Origin of the sequence: Pseudomonas quebecensis (assembly GCF_026410085.1) — a bacterium.
Taxonomy (GTDB): Bacteria; Pseudomonadota; Gammaproteobacteria; order Pseudomonadales; family Pseudomonadaceae; genus Aquipseudomonas; species Aquipseudomonas quebecensis.
On the sequence record NZ_CP112866.1, the window covers coordinates 2,200,357 to 2,219,212 of the forward strand.

An 18,856-nucleotide genomic window follows, 5' to 3' on the forward strand; every position below is an offset into this window, starting at 1 on the left:
AAACCTGATGCATTTTCGTCCATGGCAAGCCTGGTGGCTTGCGTTGTGTTTGTTGAGTGGCTGCAACGCCAATTACGTGTTTGATGACGCCGACTACCGTCCGCTGGGTGATCCCCAGCTGACGCGTAGCGGCCGTTGAACGAGGGCCCTGGCATGCAATTAGTGTTTGAAGTGTGCGACGCCGCAAGCGGTGATTCGTCGGCGCGCAAGGTATTCGATGACGCCGGCGGCGTGATCGGTCGTGGGGTAGGGTGTGATTGGAACCTTGCCGATCCCAGTCGCTTGCTGTCCAGCCATCATGGTCTGGTCAGTTACCGTGACGGGCAGTACTTTCTCACCGATATCAGCAGTAACGGCATCGGCCTGCGGGGCAGCAGCGAACGCCTGCGCAAAGGCCTGGCACGGCTGATCAGCGACGGTGACGTCTATCAACTGGGGCCGGTGGATATTCGTGCGCGGCTGGCGGAACGACCAAGCCCCATCGCGGCGCAGAGCTGCGCCGGTAGCGAGACGATCCCCCATGATGCCTTTGTGGGGCTGGACCCGTTGCAGGCAATGCCCAGTGACGACTTGTCCCATCCGCCATCCGAAGATTCGCACGGGTTGCCCGACAACGCTGCGTTGAGCGCCCGCGCGCTTTCCAGCGGTGACTTGGCGCGCGACCACTTGATCGCGCCGAGATGGGCCGACGTCCAGGAAAAAGCACCGGATGTCGAACCGCTTTCGGCTCCTGTTCCGGTCCCTGCGGTCTTCTGGACGCAATTCGGCGAAGCGCTGGGCCTGCGGATGGAGGGGCTTGATTCACGCACGCGCGAAGCACTAGCGATCAAAGTGGCGGGCTTGTTCAGGCAAACCGTCGAGGGTATTCAGCAAAGCTTGCGCACCCGCGATGAGCTGAACAGCGAGTTGCACCTGGACCTGACCACCTCACCCTTCAAGCGCCAGAACCCGCTCAAGGACTGTGTCGACCCCCAGGCTGCCATGAGCGCGCTGCTGGGCATGGAAGAACAAGGCCAGCTTTGCTCCGAATGGGCGGTTGCCCAGGCTTGCCGTGAACTGCAGATCCACCAACTGGCGCTGCTCGTGGCTTGCCGTGCCACGGTGCGCAGTGCGGTAGCGGCGTTTGCCCCAGTGCATCTGCTGACATGCTTTGAACGTGAGCGCAGCCCGTCGAGGTTCACCACCGCTGGTGCACATTGGCGCGCCTACCAACGTCATTACCAACGACTTAACGACACGCCTGGCCTTGAGGAACGCCTGTTACGCGAGGATTTTTCCAAAGCCTATGACGAACAGGTGCGTCTGGTTTCAACACTGCACACGGCCTATCCGGGATGACTTTCATGTATCGAGCTGTCGTCGTCTTTCTACTGTCGGCGTTGAGCCTGCTGGCCGGCTGCCACAGCCTCTCTCCTTTTTCGACCTTGACCAAGCTGGAGCTGACCCTGACGGCCAGCGAAACGCTTAATCCGGACCTTCACGGTCGTCCATCGCCGGTGGTCATACACCTGATCGAACTGCGGCACCCGGCGGCATTTGAGCATGCTGATTTCTTCAGCCTGTATGGACGCGCTGAGCAAGCGCTGCCCAAGGACTGGGTCGGCAGCGAGGAGCTGGCCTTGAGTCCCGGTGAGCGGCAGGTGCTCAAGCTCAGTATCGAACCGCAGAGCCGCTACGTCGGCGTGCTGGCGGCCTACCGGGATCTGCCTCGTGTGCAGTGGCGCAGGGTACTCAGCGTTCAACAACAGCAGTTGACCCGTGTCGACCTTGTGCTTGACGAGGCGGGTATCCGCATCGTCGGCCATGAGGCCGGTCGCTTGGGAGATCGAAATGCAGATCTATAACGTCATCTGGCAGGAGGGCATGTTGCTGCGCCCGCAGCACTTGCAGCACAGCGACCGTTACTACCACCAGCAGCTTAACCAGACCCGCCTGTTGCAGGGCGATGGCTGGGGATTCCTGACGCTTGAGGTCGACTCGCAATACCTTAACCTGGGCAAAGTGGTAGTCGCCCGAGCCAGCGGGGTATTTCCGGACGGCAGCCTGTTCGAGCTGGGCAGCGCGAACGAACCCTTGGTGCTGCAGGTGCCTGCTGACGCGGGCGGGCAAGCGGTGTACCTGGTGTTGCCGCTGGCGGTCGGCAATCAGGTGGAGGTGCGCAGGGCGGAGCAAGGCGACGTTCTGGCGCGCTACGTCAGTCATGAAACCCAGGTGGGCGACTCCAATGCCGGTGTCGATTCCCGTTGCCCGATCAATTGCGCTCGTCCGGACCTGCGACTGGCGTTGGGGGAGCAGGCCGGCGACCCGCTCCTGGTGAAACTCCAGGTGGCCCAGGTGCTGGAGTCGACACGCGAGGGAGGCGTGACGCTGGACGCGGACTTTGTGCCGACGTTCATCTACCTGCAACGCTCAGGCTACGTGTCGTCGTGCGTCAATGAGGTGATCAGCCTGCTGGGTACCCGTGGCGACGCGATTGCCGAGCGCATCCAGGGCAACGACGGATCGAGCACGCAACTGGGCGACTTTCTCATGCTGCAGTTGATCAACCGCACAGAGTCGACCCTGCGTCATTACCTGACCCAACCTCAGGTTCGTCCAGAGACGTTATACCGCGAGCTGTTGGTGATCCTCGGTGAACTGTCGACGTTCGCTACCCACAATAAACGCGCCCAAATAGAGGCGCGGTACCGGCATGGCGACCAGGGTGCGAGCTTTCGCGGGTTGATGGACGGCATTCGAACGGTGCTGTCGTCGGTGCTGGAGCAGCATGCCATTGAGCTCGTACTGCAACCGCGCCAATACGGGGTGCTGGTCTGTCCGGTCAGTGACCTCAAGTTGCTGGGCTGCGCCACTTTCATTCTGGCGGCCACTGCCCAGTGCGACTCGGAAGAGCTGCGCCAGCGCTTGCCCGCGCACCTGAAGGTCGGCCCCGTGGAGCGCATTCGCGAACTGGTCAACCTGCATCTGGCGGGAATCAAGGTCAAGCCGTTGCCCGTGGCGCCGCGACAGATCCCGTTCCATGCCGGCAAGACCTATTTCATGCTTGAACTCAGTGCTCGTGACATCGCGCAGCTGGCGCAATCGGGAGGTTTTGCCTTCCACGCCAGCGGCGAGTTTGCCGGGCTTGAGCTCAAGTTCTGGGCCATCAGGAACTGATCGTTATGACTATGGACAGTGAATACCCGCAGGATGAGAAAACCGTACTGCTTGATCGCGATGGTCACGGTCCCGTGCAGGGCGCCGTGACGGATTTCGCAGCGCCGCCGCGCTTCGAGCACCTCGAGGACCGGATGATCTACACCGCCGGCCTGCAGGGCGCGCACAGCTTTACGATGGGCCCCAACCTCCTGGTCGCGTCGGCCTGGGACCTGCTGCTCCAGACGGTCCAGCTCAAAACCAGTTCGGGACGCGAGAGCCTGCAGGCGCTTAACGACCGGCTGTCCGCAGGGATCCTGGCCTTCGAGGCGCGCGCCCTGCATCACGGCGAGGAAAACAGTCAGGTCATGTCCGCGCGTTATGTACTTTGCAGTGTGATTGACGAAGCGGTGGTGACCACGGCGTGGGGCGGCCATAGCGATTGGTCGAAAACAAGCCTGCTGAGCCGCTTTCATCAAGAGACCTTTGGCGGGGAAAAGTTTTTCCAACTGCTGGAGCGCTTGTCCCTCGATCCGCTTAAGCACCTGGCGATGCTGGAATTGATGTACCTGTGCCTGTCCATCGGCTTTGAAGGCAAGTACCGCGTGACGGAGCGCGGTGGGGTGCAGCTTGAAGCGGTGCGCGACGGCCTGTACCGACAGATTCGACATGGGCGTGGCGAACACGCGTCGATGACGGTTTCCACCGAGCCAGACAGACCGGCGCGCACGGCGCTACGCATTGTGCCGGCCAAATGGGTCGCCACTTGTGCTGGGATCTGCCTGCTGGCGATGTATCTGGCATTCGCCGGCGTGCTCGGCGACCAGCGCACGACCTTACTGCAATCCTTTCAATCTTTGGCGCCGGATCTGACGCGGACGTCCTCGTAACGCTGGGAGCAATCATGAGCGCATTCTTCAAGGGCGTGGGCGCGTTGCTGCGCAAAATTTGGTTATGGAGCCTGTTGTTGGTACTGGGCAGCGCACTGTTGGTATGGTTTGCCGGGCCGCTGTTGGCGGTCGCTGACCACCGTTTCTGGCAAAGCTCAACGGCGCGTCTGCTGACGATCAGCGCGTTGTTTCTCGCATGGGGGCTGGCGATGGTGGGGGCCGGCGGTCGGCGTGCCGCACGGTTGCGCTTACCTGAGACCGAGGCGAGTCACCCGCGCGACGGATTGGTGGAGACGGAGCAACGCCAGGTGCGCGGGCGTTTCAAGGAGGCCTTGCACACCCTGAGAACCACGCGGCGTTACGGTGAGCGCAGCGCGCGCTGGCGCAACGAGTTGCCTTGGTATTTGTTGATTGGCGAGCAAGGCAGCGGCAAAAGCTCTTTGCTGGCGGCCAACGGTTTGGTTTACCCGCTCGATCGCTCAGAGGCGCGGTCTTCGAGAGCGAACGCTTACTTCGATGCCTACCTGGCCGACGAAGCCGTTGTGATAGAGGTCGCCGGGCGCTATCTGACGCAGCCTGACGTGCCGGTGGACGGTGCAGGATGGTCGACGTTGCTGGGCCTGCTCAAGTCGCGACACCGAGCGCGGCCGCTCAACGGTGTGGTGGTGACCCTGGCGGTGGAAACGTTGCTGGGCATGAACGAGCACGACCTCGACCTGCATGCACGACGGATACACACGCGTCTGCAAGACATCCAGCAACGGCTGCACATGGACGTGCCGGTGTACCTGATACTGACCCAGGCCGACCGCTTGCCGGGGTTCGCCGAATTCTTCGACTCCCCTATGGGCGACAGCGCAGAAGCGGTGCTCGGAGAGCCCCTGGCGGCAGGCAAGGCCGGCACCGAGATCGGCCATGTGCGCGAAGCGTTCGAGAGGTTGCTGCAGCGTCTGGGCGCGCAGGTGATTGCTCGCTTGCATCTGGAACGTGATGTCGAGCGCCGCGGGCAGATGCTTGACTTCCCCCGGCAGGTTGCCCATATCGGTGAGCGTTTATGCCTGTTCGTGGAAACTGCGTTCTGCGCTCATCGCTTCCAGCGCATCAATCGACTGCGCGGGTTCTACCTGGCCTGCGGGGCGTCGGAGGACGGACGTTCTTATTTCGTGCAGGGCCTGTTCAACCGCGTGATCTTTGCGGAGGCTGACCTGGCGGGGCTGCATACCCCCGAGCGACAACGCCTGCGCCGCCGCCAAGGCCTTGGGATGCTGGTCGCTTCGTTGCTCGTGGTCGTGGCGGGAATAGTCTGGACACACAGTTACTCGGTCAACCACCAGCGCCTGCTGCAATTGGCGCAACTGCTCGATATCCAACCGCCCGATCCTGCCATAGCGGATTCCACCCTGGCACTGCTGCCGCGGCTGGACAGCCATCGGGCTGCGACCCAGGTATTCCCTCCCGTGGCGCAGGTGCGGATGGTCGAGCGGGTAGGGTTGTTCCAAGGCGAGGCCGTCCGTCCGCTGTTATCCGATGTTTATGACAGGACACTGCATCAGCAACTGCTGCCGCAAGTGGTTGCCCTGCTTGAAGAACAGGTCCGGGCCAGCCTGGGCGATCGCGAAACGTTGATGGATACGTTGCGGGCGTACCTGATGCTCAACTTGCCGAAACGTCGTGATAATGCCTGGCTGAAGGAGCGTGTGGCGGGTCATTGGTCTGCACGTTACGCCAGCGACCCGTCGGTGCAGAAGCGCTTGAACGAGCATTTCTCGCGCTTGCTTGAGCAACCGTTCGTGATGCCCTTGAGCGATGACCTGGTGGCCGAGGCTCGCCAACAATTGCGCGGTGAATCGCTCGCCGGCGTGGTCTATCGGGCGCTGCGTCACCAGGCTCGCAACCTTGAACCTTATCGACTGGTACAGGGGCGCGGGCTTTCCGCGCCGGATGAACCCATCCCCGGCTTCTTCACCCGGCGGTACGTGCAGTACTTCGAAAAGCAGGGGCCGCGACTGGTCAACGCCATCGCGCAGGACAACTGGGTGCTCGGCGAAAGCGGTGACCTGAGCCCCATGGATTTACGCCAGCTGATGCTGGAGCTGGAGCAACGCTATTTCAGCGAGTATGCCGATGCGTGGAGCCACGCCATCGGTCAGGTTCGGCTGTTGGAGAGCGACAACCTGCGACAGCATGCCGAGACGCTTGCCGACCTGGCATCCGCCCAGTCGCCGTGGGTGCAACTGTTGCATCAGTTGCGTGAAAACACCCGGCTTGTGGCGCAACGCGAGCACCTTGAGGGCGTGACGCGCCAAGTTGGCGAGCTGGGCGTTGCGGCGCAGGCGGGCGCCGCCCTGTTGTCAGGCAGCGCGTTACCGGGGCAGATGGCACCTGATTCCGCGCGGCGCGCGTTGCAGCGGCGCTTCGAGCCCTTGCATCAATTGCTGGATGCGGAGCAGAACCCACGTGAACAACTGCTGCAGGCGTTGCGGCTGCTGGATGAATGGCAACTGCAGTTGGCGGGCTTGAACCGCGATGACTTGCCCGAACAGGCCGCGTTCAGGATGGCCAGCCGGCGCATGGATGGCCAGCAACCGCAATTGGGGCGTTTACGTGATACGGCTGCGCGCCTGCCGCAACCTCTGAAAGGGTGGTTCGACAGTATTGCCGACGATAGCTGGCGGCTGTTGCTTGACAGCGCTCATGCCTATGTCAATCAGCGCTACCAGAGCGAACTCTACGGCTTTTACGCCAAGACGATTCAGCGTCGGTATCCATTCACTGCCAGCGCACGCACCGATGTCGCCCTGGAGGATTTTCAGGAATTCTTCAAGCCACGGGGGAGCTTGGCGCGCTTCTACGACAGCCATCTGCGCGCGTTTGTCAGTGCAGACGGCCGCCGCTACCGCCTGCGTAGCCTGGACGGCCGCAGCCTGCCGATGTCGCGCTCGTTGCTGGACCAACTCAGCAAAGCCCAGATGATTCGTCAAGGTTTCTTCAATGACGAGCAGGAGTGGGCGGTGCGGTTCAGTCTGGCGCCCTACAGCCTGGACCCGGCTGTCAGCCGTGCGATGCTGAGTATTGGCGACAAACAGCTCGAATATCGCCACGGACCCATCGTGCCCATGGTGTTCGACTGGCCCGGCGAGGCGGACCAGAGCCGCACCAGCCTGGTACTGGAGCGTGGCGCGCAGCGGCCATTAGGCATCAAGGATAACAGCGGGGCGTGGTCATTGTTTCGGTTCGTCGAGCTGATGCAAAGTGAGCTCATTGATGCTCGCCAGGCCCGCCTGTTCAAGGCTGATCTCTCCGGGCTGCGTGCGCACTTCCTGCTTTCCAGCCAGCGCAACCCGGTGCCGCTGCAGTGGGAGCAATGGCGCACCTTTCGCTTGCCGGAGCAACTATGACCCCGATGCCTGCGTTGTGGCGCAGCGCCGGGCGTACAGCGCGGGGCAAGCTGCGTGCGCGCAACGAGGACGCTTTCCTCGACTGCCCGCAGCGTGGCTGCTGGGCGGTAGCCGACGGCATGGGCGGCCATCGTGCCGGGGATGTGGCCAGCCAGTCGGTCATCCGAAGCCTGGCGTCGTTGCCTGGCGATGATGGCTTCGATCAGCGTATCGACACGGTGCGCAGGCGCCTGCGCGCACTTGACCGCCAGTTGAGCCGCGCGGTGCCATCGGTTGATGGCAGCCTGACGGATATGATGGGCAGCACCGTGGTCGCCTTGCTGCTGGATGGCAATCGTGCCGCCTGCCTTTGGGTCGGCGACAGCCGATGCTACCTCTGGCGCGGGCAACGTCTGTACCAGTTGTCGCGGGACCATTCACGCTTGCAGCAATTGATGGATCGCCAGCACTTGACCCTGGAGCAGGCGCGCGGCCATCCGAATGCCAGAGCCCTGACGCGGGCCATCGGCGGCCGACAACCCCTGAGCCTGGAGGTGCTGGAACTGTGCGTCCGCCCCGGCGATGTGTTTTTACTGTGCAGCGACGGTTTGTATCAGGGGCTCAGCCACGGCGTGCTGGGGCGTGCGCTGAGTATGAACAACCCTCGGCAAATGGTGGATCGGTTGTTCGCCGAAGTGTTGCGCGGCTCGGCCCAGGACGACCTGACGGCGGTGGTGGTGCAGCCATGAGCGCGGCCCTGGGCCCGCCCGACCTGCTTGCGGGGCGCTATCAGCTTGAGCGCGTGTTGGGAACGGGTGGGATGGGTGTGGTTTATCGTGCACGAGACCTGCTGCACGAAGCTTTCGGTGAGCCCAGCCCCTGGGTCGCATTGAAACTGCTGGGCGACAGCCTTTCCACCTGTCCCGATGGGCATGTGCTGCTGTACAGCGAATTCGCCCTGACACGAAGGCTGCGCCATGAGCACGTGGTGCGCGCGTTCGCTTTTGAAGTCGACACGGTGCGTCAGGTGGCGTTCTTCACCATGGAGTGGCTGCCGGGGCTGACCCTGGACCGGCTGCTGCTGGAGTACCCGGACGGCCTGCCTTGGAATGAGCTGCAACCGATGGCCGTGCAACTGTTGGATGCGCTTGCTTATGCGCACCGCGCGGGTGTGCTGCATGGGGATATAAAACCGACCAACATCATGGTCGGGGAGCAGGGCTTGTGTCTGTTCGACTTCGGCCTGGGGCATGCCGAGTCGCAAAGAGCCGCCGGATTACCAGGCTTGAGCCACCGTCGCTTGAATGCCTGGACCCCGGCCTATGCCGCCCCGGAGTTGAAGGACGGCGGCGGACCGTCAGTGAGCGCCGACCTTTATGGCGCCGCGCGCGTACTGTACGAGTTGGCCCAGGGAAGGCGCGTCGTGGAGCCTCACCGCACCCGCCCACTGCCCCGGCCGCGCAGGTTGCCCAGGCGCTGCTGGAGCGCGTTGCGTTCAGCCTTGAGCTGGGCTGCGACGCATCGAACGGTTACGGTTGAGCAACTGCGCGATAGCATGGCGGTGACGCACCGGCGATGGTTTGTCTAGGGGAGTGGGACGCCGGGCAGGTTGTGCAGCTCGCAGTATTCGGACCAGCTCAATCCGGCCATCTGCGCCACTTCCCTGTGCACTTCCAAGCGTTGAGCGTTGAAGGCTTCGGGGGACTCGGCGGTGAGTTTAAGCGTCAGTTCCCACGCGAACAAACCCAGGCGCTCGGCTTCCGCCTCGAAGGCTTCGTGCAAGCGTTCCGCGCGGTATTGGGCAAGCGATTCACCCTTGGCCTGAGCGGCCAGGGGATTCAAGGCGTCCAATTGCGCGAGGAGCTCCGGATGGGCCACAAGAAATCGATCAAGGGCCAGTTGATGGCTATCACCCGGCTCAGCTACAGGATCGTTTCTACGCTCAGACACCGGTGCCGACCTCCTGGTGGGATTCCCTGCGTCGAGCACGCTTGCGCAGGTGGCGCGATACCCGATGTTGCAGTGGTTCGAGTATGAAGAACAGCAGATAGGCCATCAGCACCAGCGTCAGATCAACCCAGGTACCGGCGATCGGTCCGGACACTTCTTCAACAATATCTTTGATTACAAACAACAGGGCGACTCCGCCCAGCCATAGCATTGCGTTAAGCAGCAGTGGCCGCATTGCGTTCGACAACTTGTGTTGCATTTTGAACCTACCTCCTGGGTACCTGGTATGACTCAGGCCCTGCTTCCCTGAATTGGCGACCTCAGCCTGACGCTTTGCCGGGTCACACTCACGCTCCATAAGCCGTCAATAGTACCCGCTCAACCACGATTAGGGATTTTTCCTACTTAAAAAGTTCAATTAATTGCGCGCGATCACCCATTCCAGGCCGCAACCCCCTGGAAAATCGACGCCAACGCCGTAAAGGCCTTTCGCTCCCAGTGCCTGGGCGTGTAGCGTTACCTCGTGTTTCCGGGCCCTGCCTTGAAGGGCATCGTGCGATGGGCAGAGGGATGGGTCATGGCGCAAACGCTCTTCAAGCTTTTCTTCACCCAACGTCTGGCGGCTTTGGCCAGCACCGAGTCGTTGCGGGCAATCCGCGAAGGGCTGTTGTGGATCCTGCCTTGCCTGCTCGTTTCGGCCGGGTTTCTGATCCTGTCCGAATGCGCCCGGGTGCTGGGATTCGACCCGCGACTGGTGGCCTTTCTCGCGGGGCTGCATAACCAGATCAGTTCGGTCATCCCACTGCTGGTGGCCGCGTCCATTGGCTACATGCTGGCGATCCAGTATCGCCTCCCGCAGCTTCCGGTGGCGTTTCTCTGCCTGGCCCACGTGGTGATCGCCACCTTTGTACTGCGCGACTACCCACGGGCCTCGGCCACCTTCGTGTTATTCATCGCCATCGCCTCGCCGTTGCTGAACGTGCCGGCCGTGGCCTGGTTGCACCGTTATCGTTGGACGCGGCTGGTCAACGAGGACCTGGTGGGGCACAACCTGCGTGGCACCATCAACATGGTCGTGCCCGGCGCGATCACCGCCCTGGCATTGGTCACGGTCCTGTCGTTACTGCTGCAAGTCCCGTATGTGGCACAGTTGCAGGGGCCGCAGGTGCTGGATGCGTTGCAGTCGCCCTACGGCAGCGGCCTGTTCGTGACGCTGATGAATTCGCTGTTGTGGTTCTTCGGAATCCACGGCGTGTACGCCATGCAGCCGCTGTTCGATGTGTTGGATCAGGCCGTGGTGCTCAACGGCACGGCGGCGGCTGCAGGGGAGCCGATCAAGTACCTGTTGAACAGCGGTCTGCTCGGCAGTTTTGCTTTTATCGGCGGTTCGGGCGGCGCGTTATGCCTGCTGCTGGCGATCCTGCTGTTTTCCAAGAGCCAGTCCATGCGCCTGGTCGCCGTGGCGAGCTTGCCGCTGTCACTGTTCAACGTCAGCGAGGTGCTGCTGTTCGGCTTGCCGATCATCCTCAACCCGCGTCTGTTCATCCCCTTTCTATTAGTGCCTGCCATGAACGCAATGCTGGCCTTGGGGGCGGTGCAGATGGGCTGGGTTTCGCCGGCGGTGGCCAGTGTGCCGTTCACCTCTCCGGTATTGCTCAATGCTTATCTGAGCACTCACGGCGACCTGGCGGCGGTCGCGCTGCAGGTGGCATTGCTGGGCCTGGGCACGCTGGTGTATGTGCCGTATGTGCGGGCGATCCATCGCCAGGCCAGCGAAGGCGGCACGGTGTATCTCAAATCCCTGGACATGACCTTCCGTGGCCTTGAGGAAAAAGGCCGGCTGCGCGAACTGGACCCCGTGCTGGCTTCCCACAAGACCCTGGCGCGTCACGCCAATGAGCTGAGCCGCATCCAGCAGATCAGCGACTACGATTTCTATCTGGAATTCCAACCGCAAGTCTCGACCCGCACCGGACTGTGCACCGGTTGCGAGGCCTTGATGCGCGCTCGCGATGCCCAGGGCACGGTGCATTCGCCCTGGGAATTCCTGCAATGGCTGGCCCAGGCCCAATTGATGCCGGACGTGGACATGTGGGTGGCGTCCCAGGCCGTGCGCCAATACCAGAAATGGCAAAAGTTGGGGTTCACGCTACCCATGACCATTAATATTTCCAGCGCGACGCTGACGGATGCCACCTATGGCGAGCGCCTCGTCGGCATCCTGGCACAGGCCCACGGGCAGGTCTCGGTGGAGATCACCGAAGATGCTCTGGTCAGCGATATCCAGGCTACGCGGCGGACGATTCAGAAACTCCAGGCGATTGGCGCCAAGGTGTATATCGACGACTTTGGCACCGGTTTTTCAGCGTTGAGTTACCTGCACCAGTTTCCGGTGGACTTTATCAAGATCGACCGCAGCTTCGTGGTGGCCCAGCATGATCCCAAGGGCGCGCAGGTCCTGACCGGGATGCTGCGTTTCTGCGAGGCGTTGAACCTGGGTGTGGTCGTCGAAGGGGTGGAGACCGCCGAGCAACTGGCCTTCCTGAACACCGGCAGCGAACTGTTTATCCAGGGCTGGTATTTCAGCAAGGCGCTGCCGGGCGATCAGTTGGAAGGCTTTGTGCGCGAACGTGCGGCGTTGGCGCAGACCTAGGCGGATTCGTAGCCGCGCCGGGTCTGTTCGATGTCGTCGACCAAAGCGTCGATACCGGCCAGGTGCGCGCGATTGTCATGATCCCAAGGGTGGAAGCCTGGCTTGAAGTAATGCAGCCAAGGCACCAGCATGCGCGGGAAAACGCCTTTAGGGCCATACAGAAACTTGAGCATGCGCCAGAAGCCCTTGAAAAAACCTCCCGCCTTGCGGTCCGCCACCAGCAAGCGCACATGAAAGTCCAGCACCACCAGCCAGAACAGCAGCGTAGTGGTGAGCATGGTCCCGGTGCGCAGCAGATAGCGCCCGGGACCCGGCTTGATCACAGTGTTCCATACGTCAAACGCCACGGCTTTGTGCTCGGTTTCTTCGAGGGCGTGCCAGTACCACATTTGCTGGTAGCCCTTGAGTGAATGGCCGAAGCGCGACGGGTCGCTCAGCAGGATCTCGGCGAGCATCGCGGTGTAGTGCTCCAGGGCGATGGTCACGGCCAGGTTGAACGCCGGCGGCAGGTGTTTTTTTTGCCAGTCGAGGATGAATTTCAACCGCCGATTGAGGGTGTGCGCCGGCAGGCCCGCCGCTTGCAGCAGGTCGTTATAGGCCACATGTTCGCGGCTGTGCATGGCCTCTTGACCGATAAAACCCTGGATTTCCTTCTTCAACAGCGGGTCGTCGATGCGCTGCCGGTAATGGCGCACGCTGTCCATGAAGAACAGTTCGCCCTGGGGAAACAGCAGCGACAGGGCATTGAAGAAGTGCGTGATGAACGGGCCTTGTTCGTGCCAGTCCTTGATGCGCTCGGCGGGCAGGGCAAAACGGACATCGCGACGGATGGGTAGCATGGGCTGTGCTCCTGTTCAGAGACGAGACTCGTCGTTGGTTTCAAACACTGGCGTGCGCGGTTTGGGAGCCATGCGTTTGCTGGCAAATACCACCAACGCCTGGTAAGCCGCCGGCAGGCAACGGGCAAGCAGGTCGAGGGCATAGGCGTCGCGGCCGATCAACACGCGACGCTTGTTTTTGCGCACTCCGTGCAGGATCACTGTCGCGGCCTGGTCGGCATCGGTGATAAACAGTTTTTCGAAGTCGGCGCGGGCCTGTTGTTCGCTGTGGATCAAAAAGCCGGTCATGTTCGCGTCGATACGGCTGCTGCGGCAGATATCGGTGCGGATCCCGCCGGGGTGCACGCAGGTCGCCGACACGCCGCAGCGTTGCAGGTCGAGTTCCTGACGCAGCGCCTCGGTAAAGCCACGCACTGCGAACTTGCTGGCGTTGTAGCCGCTCATGCCCGGCTGCGCGAACAGCCCGAACACGCTGGAGGTGTTGATCACGTGGCCTTCGCCGCTTGCCTTGAGGTAGGGGAGGAAGGCCTTGGTGCCGTGGACCACGCCCCAGAAATTGATACCGACGATCCACTCCAGGTCAGCGTAATCCACGCCCTCTACGGTACTTGACAGTGCCACCCCGGCATTGTTGAAAACCAGGTTGACCTGGCCGTGCTCGGCCATGCAGCGCGCGGCCCAATCCTGCATGGCTTGGCGGTCGGCCACATCAAGCATCTGCGTAGTGATCCGCACCGGCGGCAGGCCCGACTCTTCGATCAAGGCGCGGGTGTGTTCCAGGCCTTGAAGGTTTTTGTCCGCCAGTGCCAGGTGGCACCCCTCACGGGCCAAGGCCAGTGCCAGCGCGCGACCCATGCCGGAGGCCGCGCCGGTGATGGCCGCAACGCGGCCGTTGAATGACTTCATGACAGGCTTCCTTCGGGATTGGCGCGGACCACGGAGGGCGCACGCGCAGGGGGGCTGAGGACCGCCATGCCCGTCACATAATCCTTGAGCGCGAACTGGCGGGTGAGTTGCTTGAAACGCCAGGTCGAGCCGGGCCAGAGCGTGGTGTTCCTGCCGGTGCGCGGGTCCAGATACCAGCTCTGGCAACCGCCGGTGTTCCAGATGGTGCGTTCAAGCTTGTGTTGCAGATGGTGGTTGTAGGCCTGTTCCACCGTCGACTTGACCTCCACCGTGGCGATACGCTGGCGTTGCATCTGCTTGAGCGCGTCGAGGATGTAGGCCACCTGGGCCTCAATCATCAGGATCATCGAGTTGTGCCCAAGCCCGGTATTGGGCCCGACAATCAGGAACAGGTTGGGATAGCCGGGCACGGTTGTGCCCTTGTAGGCATGGGCGCCCTCACGCCAAGTGTCCATCAGGTCCATGCCGTCGCGGCCGATGATGCAGCCGCGTGGCAGCGGGTCGCTGGCCTGGAAGCCGGTGCCGAAAATCAGGCAGTCCGCCGGGTGCTTGATACCGTCGGCGGTGATCACGCCGTCGGGTTCGATGCGCTGCACAGGCTCGGTCACCACCTCGACATTGCTGCGCGACAATGCCGGGTAATAGTCATTGGAGATCAGCACGCGCTTGCAGCCGATGGTGTAGTCCGGCGTGAGGCGCTTGCGCAGGGAAGGGCGCGCCACTTGCCTGTGCAGGTGACGCAGGGCGATACGCTGCACCATCTTCATCAGCCGCGGATGCCGCGCAAAGCCCACCACCCGTCCTTCCAATGCCCAGTAAAACCCCGCGCGCATAAGCCGCTGCGTAACAGGCACGTGCTTGAACAGCCAGCGTTCCAGCGGCCCAATCGCACGGTCGGGTTTGGGCATGATCCATGGCGGCGTGCGCTGGAACAGGTCCAGGTGGGCCACCTGCGGGGCGATCTGCGGCACGAATTGAATCGCGCTGGCGCCGGTGCCGATCACCGCCACGCGCTTGCCCTTGAGCGAATAACCATGGTCCCACTGCTGCGAGTGGAAACGCTGGCCCTTAAAACTTTCCAGGCCCGGAATATCCGGCAACGCCGGGCGCGACAGGCCGCCCATCCCCGACACCAATACCCGTGCGCTCACCTGCCGACCGTTGCTGAAACTCAGGTGCCAGCGCTGTTGGGCTTCATCGAACACCGCGCGGGTCAACCCCATACCGAAGCGCAGGTAGGGCGCCAGCTCGAAACGCGTGGCGCATTGTTCCAAATACGCGCGAATTTCCGCCTGCGGCGCGAACTGCCGCGTCCAGTTCGGGTTGGGCGCAAAGGAAAACGAGTAGACATGGGACTGCACGTCGCAGGCACAGCCGGGGTAATGGTTGTCGCGCCAGGTACCGCCGAGGCTGTCGGCCTGTTCGGCGACGAAAAAGTCGGTAAGCCCGGCCTGCTTGAGCTGGATGGCCATGCACAGGCCGGCGAAGCCTGTACCGATGATGGCGATGTCGATCGAGTCATTGTGGGCATTCATAGGCTGTCCTGAGTGGGCATCGGATGGGCTCCTGATCTTGTTGTGTCTTTTGGGTGGAACGCCGTTGCAAAGGAAAATTTAATTAATTATTTTAAAAAAGATTTTAAATAATCTACCTGAAAATATCGCCTACGCTAGGTCCTTGTCTCGAATGTGCGATTTGTCCGACGGACGCGCATGTCTGTATCAGGCTTTGGTCCAGGGTGTGTGCGGTGGCCGAGGCCCGACCAATTCCGGTTGGGGCGCCGGCGGCAGGGAATGCAGAGGACCGAGCGCATGACGATGGAATGGGTAATGGCTGCGGGTGTGGGGGCGTGTGCAATGGCCTGGGGTTTCAGCGCCTGGATGACGCGGCGCATTGAAAAGGCCGTGCCGCGCGCTGGCCGTTTTATTGAGGTCGACGGCGAGCAATTCCACTATGTGGAAGAGGGCAACGGGCCGCCATTGGTGATGATTCACGGATTGATGGGTAGCAGTCGCAACCTGACCTACGCCTTGTCCGGTCACTTGCGCGAGCAGTTTCGGGTGATCACCCTCGACCGGCCGGGCTCGGGTTACTCCACGCGCCGCGCCGGCACTGCGGCCGACCTGCCGGGCCAGGCGCGGCAAATTGCCCGGTTCATCCAGGCGTTGCGGTTGGACCCACCGCTGGTGCTTGGGCATTCCCTGGGGGGCGCGCTCGCTCTGGCGCTGGCCCTCGACCATCCTGAGACGGTATCGGGCCTGGTCCTGGTGGCGCCACTGACTCATCCCCAGCCGACATTGCCACCGGTGTTCTGGTCGCTGGCGGTGCGGCCGGCATGGCTGCGCCGCTGGGTTGCCCATACGTTGACGGTGCCCATTGGCCTGTTGACTCGGCGCAGTGTGGTCAAAGGCATCTTCGCGCCGGATGTTGCGCCCGAGGATTTCGCCACCCGTGGCGGTGGCCTGTTGGGCATGCGTCCAGCCAACTTTTATGCCGCCTCCAGTGAAATTGCCCTGGTCAACGACGACCTGCCGCACATGGTCCGGCGCTACCCAGGCCTGACCTTGCCGATTGGCTTGATCTACGGCGCGCGGGACCGGGTGCTGGACTTTCGCACGCACGGTCAGGCGCTCGCCGACAGGGTACCGGGCCTGAAACTGCAGCTCGTTGAAGGGCGCGGCCACATGCTGCCGATTACCGCCACGCCGCGGGTGGTGGAGCTGGTGCAGCAGGTGGCCAAGCGCGTGCGGTCAGGGCAGGCCAATACGCAGCTGACCCCGCCCGTTGCCCTGGCGAACAAATAATCATGGCCGTCGTGTTCGGGCGGGGCGGTGCAAACCGTCGTTCTAGAGACCTGACTGGCGGACCTGAAAAAAGACTGCGCAGTCACCGGAAAAAGCGCTCGACAAAGTAGTTGACGACCTAACGATTCCGCGCTATCTATTTAAAAAAATATTTCAATATTTATTTTGAAATGAATTTTTTGAAGTGCCTAAGAGCGAACAAAAATGAAAAAAACGCTTTTTATCGCATGCTTGATGTCCGGGGACCGCTCGCGCTCCCCCATCCTGTGGTCCGCCACTCGGCCTGCGCGTTTTGCCCGGAGGCTGCCATGAACCAGACGCTCGCAGCACCTTCGGTATGGGCCGATGGCAAACGCCACCTGTGGTGGCTGGGCATCATGCCCCTGGCCACGCCGCTGTTGTCCGGAGCACTGGCGATCAGCACCGGCGTTCAGCAGCTCTGGTGGGTCGGGGTGCTGGTGATCTTCGGCCTGATTCCGTTGATCGACGGCCTGCTCGGCGAAGACGTCAGCAACCCACCGGAATCCGCCGTCGGCCACCTTGAATCCCAACGCTATTACCGCTGGATCGTCTACACGGGCGTACTCTTTGTGATCGCCTCGGTGGTGATCACCGGCTGGCTCGCCGCGGGGGGCATTGCCTGGATCATCGACGGCGGGCTGCTACAGGCCACCGCCCATCTCGACCCGGCTGACTGGCTGTCCCAGGTGGCCGCTTACGTCACCGCCCGCACTCAGTTGCATGGCGAACCGAGCTGGTTCACTTACCTGGGCATGGCCATGTCGACCGGTGCCGCCACCGGGATTGCGATCAACACCGCCCATGAACTGGGGCACAAACCCAAACCCCTGGAGGTGTTCCTGGCCAAGGTCACGCTGGCGCCGACCTTCTACGGGCACTTTTACACCGAACACAACCGTGGCCATCACGTCCGCGTCGCGACCCCGGAAGATCCGGCCAGCTCGCGCCTGGGGGAAAGCTTCTGGGCATTTCTACCACGCTCGGTGTGGTTCAGCGCGCGCTCGGCCTGGAACCTTGAGCGTGAGCGCCTGCGCAAACTCGGTCTGCCGGCCTGGCACTGGAAAAACGCCGTGCTCAGTGCCTGGATGTACAGCGTGGTGCTGTGGGGCGCGATGATTGCCTGGCTCGGGGCGGCGGTGATTCCGTTCCTGATTATCCAGGGCATCTATGGATTCTCGTTGCTGGAAGTCGTGAACTATGTCGAACACTACGGCCTTAAGCGTCAGAAGTTGCCCAACGGGCGCTATGAGCGTTGTTCACCCCGACATTCCTGGAACAGTAATCGGATTGTCACCAACATCTTTCTATTCCAGTTGCAGCGCCATTCCGATCACCATGCCAACCCCACGCGCAGTTATCAGTCGTTGCGCCACTTCGATGAGTCGCCGCAACTGCCCTATGGTTATGCAAGCATGATTGTCTGGGCCTATGTGCCGTACTTGTGGCGCCGCCGCATGGACCATCGCGTACTTAATCATTATGCCGGGGATATCACCCTGACCAATCTTCAACCGTCGCAACGTTTGAAGTATCTGGAGAAGTACAGCCATAACGCCACACCGTTTTAATGTAATTAGAAACAGGGTTGTCGGCGCGCGGTGTATCCAGCGCGCGGGTTTTTGTCGCCCTGGGTTTGTCGCTCAAATAGTTAGCAAGTTGTGTTTGACCCGAACAAAAACAATTAAAGGGAAGGACGTCCACCATGCAGGCACCCGCCAAATTCACCGCTCATGTCGTATTGGCCGCGTTGGGGCTGATCGCCTATCACCAGGCCCAGGCCGCCCGCATCGAGCCGGCCGGCAGCGCTTTTACGGCACAGGGTCCCATCAGCTTTTCCAAGGGGGCACTGATCAGCGCCGACTGCACCATTAAAGTCGCCGGCAAAGTGGCGGCGGATGGCGCATCGGTCAATGTCGACAAAGTTGAATTCGATGGCGGCCTCAAGTGCAGCCGGGTGGAGGCCATTAACTTGCCTTGGATACTGGTGGCCAAAGACAGCCGCAGCGGGTCCATGTCAAAAATCAGCGTTGATGTACATGCCTTCGGTCTGGGCGGCAAGTGCGGTCCCTCTACCGCTGATGGCACCTGGGATAACGCCACTGGAAAGTTGGAAGCGGCCAATGTGCCGATTGGCGAAGACTGCAAGATAAAAACGGTGTCGATCAAGATGCCGCCCAACTTCAAAGTGGTTGATTAACGCAACGCACATTAATAGCGGTAATTGCATTGAAATTTGGCTGGAAAGGGAAGTTCTGCAGTTTCACCGTGACCTCTCGTTCAT

The 18,856-nt window shown here is 61.7% G+C and carries 17 protein-coding genes; 12 read left to right on the forward strand and 5 right to left on the reverse strand.

Going from position 1 to position 18,856, the window contains the following annotated elements; translation table 11 throughout:
* Positions 1-7 precede the first annotated feature (7 nt).
* The 8 genes from OSC50_RS10345 to OSC50_RS10380 are packed head-to-tail and all read left to right on the forward strand — an operon-like array spanning position 8 to position 8,990.
* Complete coding sequence (locus tag OSC50_RS10345) at positions 8-139, forward strand: type VI secretion protein (protein WP_181076909.1); 132 nt, start codon at positions 8-10, stop codon at positions 137-139.
* Positions 140-153: 14 nt separating this feature from the next.
* Positions 154-1,338: a type VI secretion system-associated FHA domain protein TagH gene (gene tagH, locus OSC50_RS10350; protein WP_266247906.1), complete on the forward strand. Its 1,185-nt coding sequence runs from the start codon at positions 154-156 to the stop codon at positions 1,336-1,338.
* 5 nt (positions 1,339-1,343) lie between these two features.
* Positions 1,344-1,844: a type VI secretion system lipoprotein TssJ gene (tssJ, locus tag OSC50_RS10355; protein WP_181076912.1), complete on the forward strand. Its 501-nt coding sequence runs from the start codon at positions 1,344-1,346 to the stop codon at positions 1,842-1,844.
* Positions 1,831-3,156, forward strand: a complete 1,326-nt coding sequence (tssK, locus tag OSC50_RS10360; protein ID WP_266247908.1) for a type VI secretion system baseplate subunit TssK — start codon at positions 1,831-1,833, stop codon at positions 3,154-3,156. Before tssJ ends, tssK begins: the two co-directional genes overlap by 14 nt.
* A gap of 5 nt (positions 3,157-3,161) precedes the next feature.
* Positions 3,162-4,025, forward strand: a complete 864-nt coding sequence (gene icmH / locus OSC50_RS10365; RefSeq protein WP_253508021.1) for a type IVB secretion system protein IcmH/DotU — start codon at positions 3,162-3,164, stop codon at positions 4,023-4,025.
* Between the two features lie 14 nt (positions 4,026-4,039).
* Complete coding sequence (gene tssM, locus OSC50_RS10370; RefSeq protein ID WP_266247911.1) at positions 4,040-7,423, forward strand: type VI secretion system membrane subunit TssM; 3,384 nt, start codon at positions 4,040-4,042, stop codon at positions 7,421-7,423.
* Positions 7,420-8,151 carry a PP2C family protein-serine/threonine phosphatase gene (locus OSC50_RS10375; protein ID WP_253508017.1) on the forward strand — a complete coding sequence of 244 codons (732 nt, stop codon included), beginning with the start codon at positions 7,420-7,422 and terminating at the stop codon, positions 8,149-8,151. The genes tssM and OSC50_RS10375 overlap by 4 nt, the downstream gene beginning before the upstream one ends.
* Complete coding sequence (locus OSC50_RS10380; protein WP_253508016.1) at positions 8,148-8,990, forward strand: serine/threonine-protein kinase; 843 nt, start codon at positions 8,148-8,150, stop codon at positions 8,988-8,990. The genes OSC50_RS10375 and OSC50_RS10380 overlap by 4 nt, the downstream gene beginning before the upstream one ends.
* Here the strand turns inward: OSC50_RS10380 and OSC50_RS10385 are convergent.
* Positions 8,987-9,352 (reverse strand): DUF6388 family protein, encoded by a 366-nt coding sequence (locus OSC50_RS10385; protein ID WP_253508014.1) that lies wholly within the window; start codon positions 9,350-9,352, stop codon positions 8,987-8,989. The two genes, OSC50_RS10380 and OSC50_RS10385, sit on opposite strands and share 4 nt — an antisense overlap.
* A complete protein-coding gene (locus tag OSC50_RS10390; protein ID WP_181076923.1) occupies positions 9,345-9,611 on the reverse strand; it encodes a hypothetical protein in 267 nt (88 codons plus the stop codon). The genes OSC50_RS10385 and OSC50_RS10390 overlap by 8 nt, the downstream gene beginning before the upstream one ends.
* Before the next feature lie 318 nt (positions 9,612-9,929).
* On the opposite strand from OSC50_RS10390, the gene OSC50_RS10395 reads away from it, so the two are divergent.
* Positions 9,930-12,005, forward strand: a complete 2,076-nt coding sequence (locus OSC50_RS10395) for a PTS sugar transporter subunit IIC/EAL domain-containing protein (protein ID WP_253508012.1) — start codon at positions 9,930-9,932, stop codon at positions 12,003-12,005.
* Here the strand turns inward: OSC50_RS10395 and OSC50_RS10400 are convergent.
* The 3 genes from OSC50_RS10400 to OSC50_RS10410 are packed head-to-tail and all read right to left on the reverse strand — an operon-like array spanning position 12,002 to position 15,285.
* A complete protein-coding gene (locus tag OSC50_RS10400; RefSeq protein ID WP_266247913.1) occupies positions 12,002-12,844 on the reverse strand; it encodes a metal-dependent hydrolase in 843 nt (280 codons plus the stop codon). The two genes, OSC50_RS10395 and OSC50_RS10400, sit on opposite strands and share 4 nt — an antisense overlap.
* Before the next feature lie 15 nt (positions 12,845-12,859).
* Positions 12,860-13,750, reverse strand: a complete 891-nt coding sequence (locus OSC50_RS10405; protein ID WP_253508010.1) for an SDR family NAD(P)-dependent oxidoreductase — start codon at positions 13,748-13,750, stop codon at positions 12,860-12,862.
* Positions 13,747-15,285, reverse strand: a complete 1,539-nt coding sequence (locus tag OSC50_RS10410; protein ID WP_253508008.1) for a flavin-containing monooxygenase — start codon at positions 15,283-15,285, stop codon at positions 13,747-13,749. Before OSC50_RS10410 ends, OSC50_RS10405 begins: the two co-directional genes overlap by 4 nt.
* A 276-nt stretch (positions 15,286-15,561) precedes the next feature.
* Between OSC50_RS10410 and OSC50_RS10415 the strand changes: the two genes are divergently transcribed.
* The 3 genes from OSC50_RS10415 (at position 15,562) to praA (ending at position 18,772) form a co-directional block, all read left to right on the forward strand.
* Entirely contained in the window at positions 15,562-16,554 is a 993-nt protein-coding gene (locus tag OSC50_RS10415) for an alpha/beta fold hydrolase (RefSeq protein ID WP_253508006.1), read from the forward strand.
* 308 nt (positions 16,555-16,862) lie between these two features.
* Positions 16,863-18,143, forward strand: coding sequence for an alkane 1-monooxygenase (locus OSC50_RS10420; RefSeq protein WP_181076932.1), 1,281 nt, complete (start codon positions 16,863-16,865; stop codon positions 18,141-18,143).
* A gap of 134 nt (positions 18,144-18,277) precedes the next feature.
* On the forward strand, positions 18,278-18,772 hold the full coding sequence (gene praA / locus OSC50_RS10425; RefSeq protein ID WP_181076933.1) for an alkane oxidation protein activator PraA: 495 nt from the start codon (positions 18,278-18,280) through the stop codon (positions 18,770-18,772).
* Positions 18,773-18,856 lie beyond the last annotated feature (84 nt).

Bases quoted from the DNA above. Each gene is read 5' to 3' on its own strand.
- praA (WP_181076933.1), top strand. From the start codon at position 18,278: ATGCAGGCACCCGCCAAATTCACCGCTCATGTCGTATTGGCCGCGTTG.
- OSC50_RS10395 (WP_253508012.1), top strand. From the start codon at position 9,930: ATGGCGCAAACGCTCTTCAAGCTTTTCTTCACCCAACGTCTGGCGGCT.
- tssJ (WP_181076912.1), top strand. From the start codon at position 1,344: ATGTATCGAGCTGTCGTCGTCTTTCTACTGTCGGCGTTGAGCCTGCTG.
- OSC50_RS10420 (WP_181076932.1), top strand. From the start codon at position 16,863: ATGAACCAGACGCTCGCAGCACCTTCGGTATGGGCCGATGGCAAACGC.
- OSC50_RS10400 (WP_266247913.1), bottom strand. From the start codon at position 12,844: ATGCTACCCATCCGTCGCGATGTCCGTTTTGCCCTGCCCGCCGAGCGC.
- OSC50_RS10410 (WP_253508008.1), bottom strand. From the start codon at position 15,285: ATGAATGCCCACAATGACTCGATCGACATCGCCATCATCGGTACAGGC.
- OSC50_RS10380 (WP_253508016.1), top strand. From the start codon at position 8,148: ATGAGCGCGGCCCTGGGCCCGCCCGACCTGCTTGCGGGGCGCTATCAG.
- tssK (WP_266247908.1), top strand. From the start codon at position 1,831: ATGCAGATCTATAACGTCATCTGGCAGGAGGGCATGTTGCTGCGCCCG.
- tagH (WP_266247906.1), top strand. From the start codon at position 154: ATGCAATTAGTGTTTGAAGTGTGCGACGCCGCAAGCGGTGATTCGTCG.
- icmH (WP_253508021.1), top strand. From the start codon at position 3,162: ATGACTATGGACAGTGAATACCCGCAGGATGAGAAAACCGTACTGCTT.
- OSC50_RS10415 (WP_253508006.1), top strand. From the start codon at position 15,562: ATGACGATGGAATGGGTAATGGCTGCGGGTGTGGGGGCGTGTGCAATG.
- OSC50_RS10375 (WP_253508017.1), top strand. From the start codon at position 7,420: ATGACCCCGATGCCTGCGTTGTGGCGCAGCGCCGGGCGTACAGCGCGG.
- OSC50_RS10345 (WP_181076909.1), top strand. From the start codon at position 8: ATGCATTTTCGTCCATGGCAAGCCTGGTGGCTTGCGTTGTGTTTGTTG.
- OSC50_RS10390 (WP_181076923.1), bottom strand. From the start codon at position 9,611: ATGCAACACAAGTTGTCGAACGCAATGCGGCCACTGCTGCTTAACGCA.
- tssM (WP_266247911.1), top strand. From the start codon at position 4,040: ATGAGCGCATTCTTCAAGGGCGTGGGCGCGTTGCTGCGCAAAATTTGG.
- OSC50_RS10405 (WP_253508010.1), bottom strand. From the start codon at position 13,750: ATGAAGTCATTCAACGGCCGCGTTGCGGCCATCACCGGCGCGGCCTCC.